8 protein-coding genes are annotated in these 13,242 nt (G+C 71.9%); 4 read left to right on the top strand and 4 right to left on the bottom strand.

The genetic code is table 11. The features are described 5' to 3' along the window. Positions 1-29: 29 nt before the first annotated feature. A complete protein-coding gene (locus ID574_RS18005) occupies positions 30-869 on the bottom strand; it encodes a polysaccharide deacetylase family protein (protein WP_188190028.1) in 840 nt (279 codons plus the stop codon). Positions 870-1,212: 343 nt separating this feature from the next. Here ID574_RS18005 and ID574_RS18000 point away from each other — a divergent pair, with 343 nt between their 5' ends. From ID574_RS18000 to qcrB, 3 genes are all read left to right on the top strand, one after another. Continuing rightward, positions 1,213-4,254, top strand: coding sequence for a glycosyl hydrolase 115 family protein (locus tag ID574_RS18000; protein ID WP_188190027.1), 3,042 nt, complete (start codon positions 1,213-1,215; stop codon positions 4,252-4,254). A gap of 39 nt (positions 4,255-4,293) precedes the next feature. After that, the gene (locus ID574_RS17995; protein ID WP_188190026.1) at positions 4,294-4,947 is read left to right on the top strand and encodes a hypothetical protein; all 654 of its coding nucleotides are present in this window, start codon (positions 4,294-4,296) and stop codon (positions 4,945-4,947) included. Between the two features lie 67 nt (positions 4,948-5,014). Continuing rightward, positions 5,015-6,526, top strand: a complete 1,512-nt coding sequence (qcrB, locus tag ID574_RS17990) for a cytochrome bc1 complex cytochrome b subunit (protein ID WP_188190025.1) — start codon at positions 5,015-5,017, stop codon at positions 6,524-6,526. Here qcrB and ID574_RS17985 read toward each other — a convergent pair whose 3' ends face one another. Beyond that, positions 6,527-9,784, bottom strand: a complete 3,258-nt coding sequence (locus tag ID574_RS17985; protein WP_188190024.1) for a glucodextranase DOMON-like domain-containing protein — start codon at positions 9,782-9,784, stop codon at positions 6,527-6,529. Positions 9,785-9,928: 144 nt separating this feature from the next. On the opposite strand from ID574_RS17985, the gene ID574_RS17980 reads away from it, so the two are divergent. Next, positions 9,929-11,122, top strand: a complete 1,194-nt coding sequence (locus ID574_RS17980) for a L,D-transpeptidase (protein WP_223166810.1) — start codon at positions 9,929-9,931, stop codon at positions 11,120-11,122. 179 nt (positions 11,123-11,301) lie between these two features. On the opposite strand, the gene ID574_RS17975 is transcribed toward ID574_RS17980, so the two are convergent. After that, the gene (locus ID574_RS17975; protein ID WP_188190023.1) at positions 11,302-11,970 is read right to left on the bottom strand and encodes a response regulator; all 669 of its coding nucleotides are present in this window, start codon (positions 11,968-11,970) and stop codon (positions 11,302-11,304) included. After that, a complete protein-coding gene (locus tag ID574_RS17970; protein WP_188190022.1) occupies positions 11,967-13,100 on the bottom strand; it encodes a sensor histidine kinase in 1,134 nt (377 codons plus the stop codon). Before ID574_RS17970 ends, ID574_RS17975 begins: the two co-directional genes overlap by 4 nt. Positions 13,101-13,242: the final 142 nt, after the last annotated feature.

Below are 13,242 nucleotides of genomic sequence, written 5' to 3'. Positions count from 1 at the left end.
CCGCCAGGCACCGGGCCGCCTCCCGGGGTTCAGAGCAGGCCGGCGCCGCCGCGGCTGTAGACGAGGCGCGGCGGGTTGCCGCCGAACATCTGGCTGACGGTCACGAACGTGTAGCCGCGCTTGGACAGGGCCTTCAGGACCTGCGGCATGGCCCGCACCGTCGTGGGGTGGATGTCGTGGAAGAGGATGACGCTGCCGGGGCGTACCGACTTGATCGCCTTCTTGGCGACCTTGGCGCTGTCGCGGTGGAGCCAGTCCAGGGTGTCCACGCTCCACATCACCATGGGACGCGACGTCTGCCTGCGCACGGCCGTGTTGAACGCTCCGTACGGCGGTCTGATGGTCCGCGGCACGAGCCCCGTCACCGCCTTGACCGCCTGGTCCGCACGGGCCAGTTCGGCGCGGACTCCGGCGGCCGACAGTCTCGTCAGGTTCGGATGCGACCAGGTGTGGTTGCCGAGTTCGTGCCCGGCCGCGACGGTCCGGCGCAGGATGCCGGGGTACGCGACGACGTTCTGGCCCGTGACGTAGAACGTGGCCCGGGCCCGGTAGGCGGCGAGTTGCCGCAGGAGCGCGTCGGTGTACTGGCCGGGGCCGTCGTCGAAGGTGAGCGCCACGCACTTGGCGCGGCGGCAGTCGACCGGTCGGCCCCGGGCGCCCTCGGCGGCCGCGATCACGGGTTGCAGCAGCGCCGTCGACGCCTTGGACCACGTCTCGGACAGGCCGGACAGCCCGGTTCGCGACGACTCGGGCCCGGGCCGGCCGCCGCCCTGGACGTCGGGCCGCGCCGCGGCTTGGACCGTTCCAGTGCCGGCCGTCAGCAGGCCGGCTCCGCAGGACGCCGTGACCAGGACGGCCGTGGCGATCATCCGCGCCTTCCCCCGTTTCGCCCCAGCCCGCACAGGCCGGTGCGGCCTCGCACCGATGTTCATCCATCCCCCTCGCGCACCGCCCCCGGCGCATCCCCTGAAAGTGGTCCCGGCCTCTGCCGGGATCACGCATATGTCTTCGACAACCGCCGTTCGCACATGGTTCGCGGAAGCCCGCATTTCGGATGACGAAGATGCGCCGCCTGCTCCGGGCGGGCTCTCGTGCGGCCCTGCGGAGGCATTGACCGCCCGTGTCAAGGCGGTTTAACATCCGCGTTGCCCTGCGAAATTTTCCCAGTGCCTCCGAAAGTTTCATTGGCCCGCACTCATCGGAGACCCCGCCATGACCAGGCTCGCCAGGCTGCTGTTGTCCGTCGCGGTGGTGGCCGCGGCGGCCGCCGTCCCCACTCCCGCCCAGGCCGGCATGGAGACCGGTCCCGGCACGTACATCTCCGGCACCGGCGGTCCGGGGCGGTTCCCTCTCGTGGCCGCCGGGCGGGCGGCGCCGATCGTGGTCAGTGCGGGCGACCACGCCGGCGTCGTCCGCGTCGTCGGCGACCTGCGGGCCGACATCGAGCGCGTCACCGGCGTCCGGCCCGACGTGTCCAAGGACGAGGTCCCGCGGCAGGACGACGTGGTGCTCGTCGGCACCATCGGCCGAAGCCCGCTCATCGACGGCCTGATCAACGCCGGCAAGCTGGACGTGTCCGGCATCGCGGGCAAGTGGGAGACCTCGCTGGAGACCGTGGTGCGGAACCCGATGCCGGGCGTGCGGCGCGCGTTCGTGATCGCGGGCAGCGACCAGCGGGGCACGATCTACGGCGCGTACGACGTCTCCAAGGAGATCGGCGTCTCGCCGTGGCACTGGTGGGACGACGTGCCCGTCCGCCACCAGGACGCGCTCTACGTGCTGCCGGGCCGCCACACCCAGGGCACGCCGAAGGTGAAGTACCGCGGCTTCTTCATCAACGACGAAAACCCCAACCTCGGCACCTGGGCGCCCCAGCACTTCGGCCCCGGTTTGGCGCCGGGGTACCCGGGCGGCTTCAACAGCAAGGTCTACGCCCGCGTCTTCGAGGTGATGCTCCGGCTCAAGGCCAACTACCTGTGGCCGGCGGTCTGGGGCCGCGCCTTCGCCGAGGACGACCCGGACAACCACAGGGTGGCCGCCGAGTACGGCATCGTCATGGGCACCTCCCACGAGGCCCCCATGATGCGCGGCATAGAGGAGTGGAACCGGCACCCGAACGCGTACGGCGGCACCGGCGAGTGGAGCTTCCGCCGCAACCGCGAGGCCGTCGAGAAGTACTGGACCGACGGCGCCCGCAGGATGCGCGAGCAGGGCTTCGAGGGCGTCGTCACGCTCGGCATGCGCGGCAACGGCGACGTGAGCCTGCCGGACGGCGACGGCATCGACCTGATGGAGAACATCATCGCCACCCAGCGGCGGATCCTCGACCAGGAGGGCATGTCGCAGGTGCCGCAGGTCTTCACCCTCTACAAGGAGGTCCAGCGCTACTGGGACCGCGGCCTGCGCCCGCCCGACGACGTGACCGTGGTGTTCTGCGACGACAACTGGGGCAACATGCGCAAGCTGCCCGACCGGTCGCTCCCGGCCCGGGCCGGCGGCTACGGCATGTACTACCACTTCGACTACGTCGGCGGCGGCCGCAACTACAAGTGGGTCGACACGATCAACCTGGCGAGCACGTGGGAGCAGCTCAACCTGGCCTACCGCTACGGCGTGGACCGGCTCTGGGTCGTCAACGTGGGCGACATGAAGAACGAGGAACTGCCGCTGCAGTTCTTCCTCGACTACGCCTGGAACCCCGACCGCCTGCCGATCGAGAAGCTCGACGAATGGGAGCGCGGCTACGCGGCCCAGAACTTCGGGCCCGAGCGGGCCGCCGAGATCGCCGCCGTGCTGCACGAGTACGGCAGGCTCCAGGCCCGCCGCAAGCCCGAGCTGCTCAACCGCCGCATCCACACGGACCCCGCCGACCCGACCAAGATCACGTACGACGACAAGGACACCCCGTTCAGCCTGACCAGCTACCGCGAGATGGACCGGGTGGTGGCGGAATGGCGGCACCTCGCCGACAAAGCCGAAAAAATCCGGAAAAAGCTTCCGTCGGGGTACGACGACGCCTACTACCAGCTCGTCTACTACCAGGTGAAGGCCACGGCCAACCTCTACGAGCTGCGCAGAGCCCAGTTCACCAACATCCTCTACGCCCGCCAGGGCCGCGCCGCCGCCAATGCCCAGGCCGACCTCGCCCAGGCCAGGTTCGACGAGGACCAGGCCATGAACGCGTACTACAACACCGAGCTGGCCGGCGGCAAATGGAAGGACTTCCAGCTGCAACCCAAGATCGGCTACGGCGACGTGGAGCGGTACGGCCCGAACGCGCCCTGGCAGCAGCCGGAGCGCAACCACGTGGCCCTGCCCGACGCGTTCTACCCGCACCTCGTGCGCACGCAGGTCCCGGCGGGCGCCGACATGGGCGTCGCCGTCGACGGCTCGGACCGGTGGTGGCCGGACGCGGTGGGCCCAGATGAGACGGACGCTGCGGTGCTGCCCGCGTTCAGCCCGTACCAGTCGTATCCGGGCCAGTACATCGAGGTCTTCAACCGCGGCACCACCCCGTTCGCGTACACCGCCACGGCCGCCCAGCCGTGGGTCACCGTCACCCCGAGGTCCGGCCAGGTCACCGACCAGGTGCGGCTCGCCGTGCGGGTGGACTTCTCCCGCGCGCCCAAGGGCAGGACCGAGGTCCCGATCACGGTCGCGGGCACGGGCAAGCAGGTCACGGTGACGGCCGTGGTCGACAACCCGGCCGGGCGGCCCAGGGGCTTCGTCGAGGCCGGCGGGTACGTCGCGATGGAGGCCGCCCACCACAGCAGAGCCGTAGGCACGTGGAAGGTGATCCCCGACCTGGGCAAGACGTCCGACGGCGTGACCCCGCTCCCGGTGACGGCCGCCCGCCAGGCGCCCGGCGGCGACAGCCCCCGCCTGGAGTACACGATGACCCTCCACACGACGGGTCAGGTCAAGGTGTCGGCGTTCCTGTCGCCCAGGAACAACGTGCTGCCGACCGACGGGCTCAGCTACGCCGTCTCCATCGACGACCAGCCGCCCCAGATCGTGAACGTCACCACCGTCACCGGCGCGAACGACACCACCATGAACCGCCAGTGGGAGCGCAACACCTCCGAGAACGTCAACGTCACCACGACCACCCACACGATCGCGACGCCCGGCGTGCACACGCTGAAGTTCTGGATGGTCGACCCGACCGTCGTGCTGCAGCGCCTCGTGGTGGACACCGGCGGCGTGCTGTACAGCTACCTCGGCCCGCCGGAGAGCCGCCGCACCGGCGCGTGAGCTTGATCCGGCCTTCCCGGTGCGGGGATCATCCCGTGAATGGACTACTACCTGGTCTCGGCCTCGGGAGACGATCGCTCACCTGCAGGAATCCTGGTGGAGGAGTTCGTGCTCTGTGAGGATTTCACCGCGGCCGGCATCGACAGCGCCGAATGGGGATCGGAGACCGGCGAATGGCTGGCGGCCCCGGAGGTGAGCCGCGCCATCCGGTCCGACGGCGCCCTGCGCAGGCGGGTGAGGCCGGTGGACCGGCAGGACGCCCGCGACGCCTACGCCTACCTCGGCGGGGGCGAGCTGCCGGAGGAGGACCTGCTGCGCGACCACTTCCGGCGCCGTCAGCCCCTTCCCGCCTCCGCGCCGCTGCACCTGGGCACCGCGCCGGCCAAGGCGCGCCGCTACCGCATCCTGTTCGCCGGTGAGCTGGGCGCGGCCGGGCTGGCGAACGCGCAGGCCGCGCTGCGCCTGGAGCCGACCGGCGACCCGCGCGTGGTCGGCAAGGCGTCCGGCAGCGCGAGCGGCCACGGGTTCACCTGGGAGCTGCGCCGCATCGGGGCCGGCATCGCCTGGTGCGTGGACGTGACCGTACGGCTCGGCGCCGGGCCGCTCGCCACGCTCGGCGCCCTCTTGCATCACCACCGGCAGGCCCTCCGTGAGCAGGGGCTGATCCCGGTCACGGTCGAGCGCTTCGCCTGAATGTCACATTCTGCCCCTCTGCGGCGTCGTAGTGGTGATGGACAACCCACCATGACGCGGAGTGGCGATGAAGGGCAGCTCACTGGCCAGGGCTCTCGACGACCGGATCGGCGGGGCGGCCTTCATGAAGAAGGCCATGCGCAAGGTCTTCCCCGACCACTGGACGTACTTACTCGGGGAGATCGCGTTGTACTCCTTCGTGGTCGTCCTGCTCACCGGCGTGTTCCTCACGTTCTTCTTCAAACCGGCGATGCAGGAGGTGGTCTACAACGGCGCCTACCTGCCGCTGCGCGGCGTGCGGATGAGCGAGGCGTACGCCTCCGCGCTGGAGATCAGCTTCGAGGTGCGGGGCGGCCTGCTGATGCGGCAGATGCACCACTGGGCCACGCTCGTCTTCCTCGCCGCCATCGTCGCCCACATGCTGCGCAACTTCTTCACCGGCGCCTTCCGCAAGCCCCGCGACCTCAACTGGCTGATCGGCGTGGCGCTGTTCGTGCTGGTCATGTTCAACGGACTCTTCGGGTACTCGCTGCCGGACGACCTGCTGTCCGGCGCGGGGCTGCGCATCCTGCACGGCGTCACGTTGTCGATCCCGCTGGTGGGGACGTACCTGGCGGCCTTCCTGTTCGGCGGGGAGTTCCCCGGCGACGACATCATCTCCCGGCTCTACAGCATCCACGTTCTGCTGATCCCGGGGCTGTTGCTGCTGCTCATCCCGCTGCACGCGGTGGTGCTGACGTGGCGGCAGACCCACACCCAGTTCCGCGCCAAGGGGCTGAGCGACCGGGTGGTGCGGGGCGCGCCGTTCTTCCCGGCGTTCATCGCCAAGACGACGGTGTTCTTCCTGTGGGTGCTCGGGCTGGTCACGCTGCTCGCCACGCTCTTCCAGATCAACCCGATCTGGCTGTACGGGCCGTACGTGCCGAGCACGGTCAGCGCGGGCTCGCAGCCCGACTGGTACATGGGCTTCCTGGAGGGCGCGCTGCGGATCATGCCCCCATGGGAGTTCACCGTCCTCGGCTCCACGGTGAGCATGAGCGTGGTCGTCCCCGCGCTGGTCGCGCCGGGGCTGCTGTTCACCGGGCTGGCCGTGTACCCGTTCGCCGAGCGGTGGGTCACCCGTGACCGCGCCGTGCACCACCTGCTGGACCGGCCGCGTGAGGTGCCGAACCGGGTGGGCGTGGGCGTCGCCGGGATCGTCTACTACGGCGTGTTGTGGATGGCCGGCGGCAACGACCTGATCGCCTCGACCTTCCACATCTCGCTGAACGCGACGACCTGGATCTTCCGGGTCGCGGTCGTGGCAGGGCCGGTGCTCGGGTTCGTGGTCGCCCGGCGCATCGCCATGGGGCTGCGGGAGCGTGACCGGCACACCGTCGACCACGGGGTGGAGACCGGGGTGATCGTACGCGGGCCGCAGGGCCGCTTCGCCGAGATCGAGCGGCCGGTCACCGAGGAGGAGGCCGCGGTGCTGGTGCCGCCGGCGCCTGCGGCCCTGCCACCGGCGCCGAACGGCGACGTCCCGGCCCCGGTCGGGCGCCGGATCCGGGACGCGGCGCAACGGTCGTGGACACGGTGATCAGGGGACGGGGACGGCGGGCACGGCGACCGGGCCGCGCAGCGGGTTGAGCACGTCGGCCTGGGACTGCCCGGCCGGCACGATCACGTCCATGGCCTTGGGCACCGTGCCGGGATCGACCGCGCACAGCGGATCGGTCACGCCCGCGGCGCACACGCCGAACTGGTACGGCTGCGGCGTCGCGGCGAACCTTCTGGCCTGGTCGGGGCTGAACCCGTCCTGGCCGGTCAGCACGACGGCGAAGCGCCACCCCGGCCCCGGCGTCCCGAACGTGCTCCTGGGCAGCGCGATCGTGATCGTCCGCGTCGTCCCGGACGCCCGCACGGCCGCCCCCGCCCGCGCCGCGCCCTCGGCCGTCACCCACACCGGAGCGGCGAACCCCTGCACCTCCACCCGCTGCGACCAGGCATCCCCGACCTGGTAGTTACGCTGCGGGAAGGCCGCCTCGGTCGAGCGCGCCGCCACGGCCGGGTCCTGGACGTACACGTCGAGCAGCTGGGCGCCCATCTGGTTGCCGAACGTGGGGGACAGGTCGCGGAGCTCGGCCCGCAGGTAGACGGTGGTCGCGTCCGTGATGACCTGGAAGCGGCGCAGGTCGAAGGCGCCGTCGTGGAAGTCGGCGGCCGTCGGGTACGCGTACGTGCCGGGCCCGGCGTCGTCCCCCTCCGGGTCGGCGACGTCGAGCACGGTCGTGGCTCCGACGATGTCCCCGACGACCGTGCGGCGGGCGTGCCCGGTGCGGCCGTCGGACGTGGTGGCGGTCACGGTGAGCACGACCTCGCCGAACGACACCGGCGCCTGCGCCGCGAACGCGCCGCCCGACCCGGCGCGCACCGACACGACCCGCGTGGGGGCGCCGGTGTCGATGGGCGTGGCCGCGATGTCCACCCGCGCGCCGGGCGCGGTGGTGCCCTCGACGGTGACCGAGGTGCCGGAGACCGCGGTCCCGTCGGCCGGCGCGGTGACCGTCAGCGGGGCCTCCTGCGGCATGGCCGCGTAACGCCGCCGCACGATGTCGGGCTGCTCCACCGGGCGGTTCGAGCCGAGGGAGAGGATGAGCCGCAGAGCCTGCGCCTGGGCCCAGGTCAACGGCGAGGCCGAGCCGGCGGGCCCGCCGTCGCGCATGCCGATCGAGGCCGTCGCCGGGTCCGTGCCGTAGGGGGAGGCCGGCAGGTCCGGGTTCTCCCACGCCTGCTCGGGCACGAGCCCCGTGCCCGACGACATGTCCCGCATCGCCTTGAGCAGCGCCGCCGCCGCGGCCGGATCACGGATCTGCAGCGCCTGCTCGGCTCGCTCACCGGCCAGGACCGGCCACACATGCCCCGAGCCGGTGTTGCCGGTCGGCCACGGCCTGCCCGACGGCGAGCAGGAGGTCGGGTCGGGCTCGTAGCAGTCGCCGTACCCGTCCTCGGCGCCCGGGGTGTCGGATCCGTACCGGTACCAGCCGGGGCCGGTCGCGGTCGTGCGGCGCAGCACCCGGTCGACGACGGGCAGGCTGGCCAGCACGTCCGGGTCGTCGGGAGGCAGGATGCCGAGCCTGGTCAGCTCCAGGAACCCGGCGTCCACGACTCGCCGCTGGTCCTCGGTCGGGCCGCCGTTGCCCAGGTTGTACGACACCGCCGCGTCGGGATCCCCGTTCCTGGAAAGCCGCAGGAAGTAGCGGGAGGCGTACGGGCCGGTGGTCGTCACCGTCCATTCCTTCACCGAGCGGGCGAAGTGGTCGGCCGTGGCCGGATACAGCCGGGCCCTGGCCTGGTCGCCGTGCCGGGCCGCGATCTCCCCGGCCGCGACCAGCCCGGCGATCTCGGCCGCGATCGTGGACGGCGAGTAGCCCGACTGCTCCTCCCACCGCTCCACGCCGAACGCCGGGCCGTGCGACACCAGGAAGTCCGCCGCCGCCCGCACGTCGTGCCACATCCCCGTCAGGCCGGACTGGTAGGCCATCAGGATCGGGTACGCGGTCTCGTCCAGCTGGTCGCCCCCGGAGTCGGGCGCGAGCGCGCCGTTCAGCAGGGAGTTGCGTGGCAGCCGGCCGTCCGGCAACTGCTGGCGCTCCAGCAGGAAACGGGCCGTGGCCCTGGCCGTCGCCACGTCCCCGGCCGCGAGGAACCCGGTGAACGCCTCGTACAGGTCCCGGGAGAACACCTCGCGGTAGGAGCCGAAGTACACCGCCTTGCCGCCGACCAGGTCGCCCGCAGGCACCGCCTGGCCCCACGGGCTGGCCAGGGACGCCACGACCGCGCCGGGGAACGTCTTGTCCTCACTGGCCTTCAGCACGTTGGCCGAGAGCCGGTAGAGGTCGGCGTGCGCGTTCGGCGGGCGCCGCAGGCCCGCGTCGTAGGCCGCCCAGCCGGCCTCGTACTTCGCGCGGACGCTCTGGAACGGCCGGCTCGCGGCCTCGCCCGCGGTCCGCAGGGCGGCGGCCCTGGTGCGGCCGAACCCGAGCGCGAAGGTGACCTCGCCCCGCCCGTCGATCGGCAGCTGGGCGGTGGCCACCACGTTGCCGTCCGGGGCCTCGGCGTAGGGGGTCAGCGTGCGGGCCGCGTCGAGCTGGGCGACGCCGTCGCCGGGGGTGCCCGCGTACCCGACGCTCGCCTGCGGCAGCCGCCGCTCCGCCCGGAGCGCCAGGTGGGTGGGCACGGCGTAGTCGCGGGCCGGGGCGGAGGTCTCGGTGTTCTCGTCGGAGATCACCGGGGCGCCGGTCGGGCCGTCCACGACGCCGTCGTCCGCGCCGCCGTTGGCCTGCCCGCCGCCGCCGTTGCCGTTCACGCTCGCGTCCAGCCGCACGTACAGCTTCAGTCCGGGTGGCTGGAGCCGGGTGCGGACCACGACGGCGTTCCTGTCCGGGTCGGTGACGTAGGTGGTGGTCAGCCGGTAGCGGCCGCTCTTGCTGGTGGAGGTGATCGTGCAGGTCATGCCGGAGCGGTCGGTGGCCACCTGGTACGTGGTGTCACGCGCCTGCAGTTCGGTGAACGTGCTGCCGTCGGTCACGACGAACTGCATGGTCTCCACGTTGGTGTTGTCGATCGTCGGCTCGTAGACGTCGGACAGGACACCGCCCGCGACCGTGTACCAGACCTTGGACGTCCTGTTGGCCGCCGTGCCCACGCAGTCCTTCCTGGCCAGCCCGAAGTGCGACATCGCCCCGGGCCCTCCCGGCGGCTGGGCCATCGCCGCATCGAGGGGCACGACGACGAGCGCGGCGGCGCACATCAGGGCCCACGTCGAGGCAAGGACGGACCGGCGAACGGCGGACATGGCGGCTCCCCTCGCGACCCCCGTACCGTTGAGAGAAGACCCGTGCCCGATCTATGTCAACCCCGTCGGATACCGCATGCCTGCCGCCGTGGCGGGAAGAATCTCCCCGTTGTCCCTATTTGTCGGGCACGGGAGGCATCGACGATGCGGAACGGCCGGACCAGCACGACCCTCACGAGCATGCTGACCGCGGCGGCGCTCCTGATCGCCGGATGCACCTCCGGCGGCGGCGCCGGCGGGGCCGCGGCCCCGGGCAAGCCGGCGGAGCAGGGGCCGATCGCCAAGCTGGCGATCACCCCCGCCCACGGCACCAAGAAGGTCCCCCCGGACACCGGCGTCAGCGTCAAGGTCACCGACGGCAAGGTCACCAAACTGAGCGTCGCCGACGCCAAGGGCCGCGAGGTCCGCGGCTCGGTGGCCGCGGACGGGACCTGGCGTCCCCGGTGGCCGTTACGGCCCTCGTCCGCGTACACCGTGAGCGCGGAGGCCACCGGCACGGACGGCAAGCCGGTCGCGGCGCAGGCGAAGTTCACCACGCTGAAGCCGAAGCGGGTGCTGGAGAGCGGCATGTCGCCTCTCGACGGGGAGAAGGTCGGCGTCGGCATGCCCGTGCAGCTCCTGCTGTCCCAGCCGATCACCGCCAAGCAGGACCGGGCGCGGATCGAGCGGGCGCTGGTGGTGCGCATGTCCAAGCCGGTCGAGGGCGCGTGGAGCTGGGTGAGCGACCGGGAGGTGCAGTTCAGGCCGCGCGAGTACTGGCCCGTCGGGGAGAAGGTCACGGTGGTGGCGCATCTGACCGGGTTGCGCGCCGGTAACGGGCTGTGGGGCACGAAAGACCGCAGCCTGACCTTCACCGTCGGCCCCTCCCATATCACCAAGATCAGCGCCGAGTCCCACCGGGCGGTCGTGCGGGAGAACGGCGAGGTCGTCAAGACCTTCCCGGTCAGCCTGGGCAGGCCGGGCGACGACAGCTACAGCGGCGTCATGATCGCCCAGGAGAAGGACCCCGACATGGTCATGGACTCGGCCACCATCGGCGAGCCCGGCGAATACCGCATCCGCACCAAGTGGAACGTCCGCATGACCTACAGCGGCACCTTCGTGCACTCCGCCCCCTGGTCCACAGGCGCGCAGGGCAGCCGTAACGTCAGCCACGGCTGCGTGAACGCCAGCCCGGAGAACGCCCGCTGGTTCTACGACTTCACCCAGCGCGGCGACATCATCGAGGTGACGGGCACCTCGAGGAAGCTGCAGTTCGGCAACGGCCCGACCCCGTGGGCGAAGTCGTGGGAGGAGTGGCTGGCCGGCAGTGCCCTCGGCAAACCCGTCAACGGCTGATGGGTGCGCACGGGCGGGCGCGGAGGCGCAGACTAGGAAGATATCGGTCGCCGTCGACGGAAGGCGTTGAGCTACCGGGTGGTTGCTGACGGAACCGGACGGGGGATGGCCCGGCTTCCCGCCGTCCTGCTGTGGATGCTGGTCTGGATGCTGAACATCTACGAGTTCCTGCTGGCCATCTAGACATGCCCGCCCGGCACCACCAGCCCGGACTCGTACGCGAACACGACCAGCTGCGCGCGGTCACGCACGCCCAGCTTGCCCATCGCCCGGCTCACGTGCGTCTTGGCCGTGGCCCCGCTGATCACCAGATGTTCAGCGATCTCCTCGTTCGACATGCCCCGCCCCACCAAGGCGACGATCTCCTGCTCCCGGCCGGTCAGCCGCTCCAGCCCGGCGGGCACGGAAACCGGCCGCGGCGGTGTGCTGACGTACTCCTCGATGAGGCGGCGCGTCACCGACGGGGACAACAGCGCGTCGCCGCGGGCGGCCACCCGCACCGACTGGAGCAGCTCGCCCGGCTCGATGTCCTTGAGCAGGAATCCGCTGGCCCCGGCCCGCAGCGCGGCGAAGACGTATTCGTCGAGCGCGTAGTTGGTGAGGATCACCACGCGGACCCCGTCGAGCTCCGGGTCGGCGCCGATCCTGCGGGTGGCCTGGATGCCGTCCAGCACCGGCATCCGCACGTCGAGCAGCGCCACGTCAGGCAGCAGCCGCCGGGCCAGCTCCACGGCCTGCGCCCCGTCGCCTGCCTCGCCGACCACGGTGATGTCGTCGGTCAGCTCCAGCAGCGCCTTGAAACCGGCCCGGATGAGCGGCTGGTCGTCGGCCAGCAGGACCCTGATCACGACGACCGCACCGGCACGGGAAGCTCCGCGCGTACGCTGAAGCCGCCGTCCTCGCCCGGCCCCGCCGTGAGCGACCCGCCGACGGCCACCGCGCGCTCGCGCATCCCGATCAGCCCCATTCCCGGCCCCGCCGCGCCGGCTTCGCCGTCGTTGTCCACCCGCAGCACGATTCCCGCCGGATCGTAGCGGACGGCCACCTCGACCGATGCCACCGCGCCCGCGTGACGCAGCACGTTGGTGAGCGCCTCCTGGACGATCCGGTACGCGGCCCGGCCCACCTCGGGCGGCACGGCGTACGGTGTGCCGGTGACGGCATACGACACCCGCAGCCCCGCACCCTCGGCCCGGGACACCAGGCGCGGCAGCGCGGCGAGCCCGCTCTCGACGCCTTCGGGTGCGGTCTGCCGCAGCACGCCGAGCGTGGCCCGGAGCTCGTTCATCGCCTCGTGCCCCGACTCCTTGATGGCCGCCAGTGCCTCGCGGGCCCGCCCGGGGTCGCGATCCAGCAGCTCCATGGCCACCGCGGCCTGCACGTTCACCACGGAGATGCTGTGTGTGAGCGAGTCGTGCAGCTCCTGCGCGATCCACAGCCGCTCTTCACCCGCCCTGCGCAGCGCCGCCTCCTCGCGGGTGCGCTCGGCCTGCTCGGCGCGCTGCTCCACGGCCCGCAGGTACGCGCGGCGGCTCCTGACCACCTCGCCGACCACCACCATCGCCACCAGCCAGCCGCTCAGCAGCGACATCCCGTCGCCGGGCATCGGATCCTGGTCGGCCAGCGCGATGAGCCCGTAGACGCCGGTTCCCAGCGCCGCCGCCAGCCAGATCGCGGCTTTGCGGCGGCCGAGCGCGGCGAGGGTGTAGATCGAGGCCAGCGCGGGCGCGGCGGCGAACACGCCGGGGTAGTGGGCGTAGTAGTAGGCGATCGCGGCGGCCACGGCGACGCTCCCGGCGGCCAGCGGAGCCGCGCGCCGCCAGGCCAGCGACAGCGACGCGACGCCGATCAGCATCAGCCCCGCCGCGTCGAGCGACCGCTCGCCGGGACCGGACCACGACAGGTTCGCGTACGTGCCCCCCATGATCGCCGCCAGCGCACTCACCGCCACGAGGACGTCGATCTTCCGGCTCCGCATGCTCACAACGTAGGCGACGCCGACCCGGCCGGACGTCACCCCCCGGTCGTACGTTTCGGGGGCCGCGCCCGCGATGTACGACCCCGGGAGTACGTCAAGGTGCAGCCCGCCGGGCGACGCCCGGCCGGGGCGTCGTCCCTCA

Source organism: Nonomuraea sp. SYSU D8015, from assembly GCF_008065375.1.
In the GTDB taxonomy this organism is placed as follows: Bacteria; Actinomycetota; Actinomycetes; order Streptosporangiales; family Streptosporangiaceae; genus Nonomuraea.
Note: the sequence above shows the minus strand (reverse complement) of the source record. Positions and strands in the feature narration are given on the sequence as shown.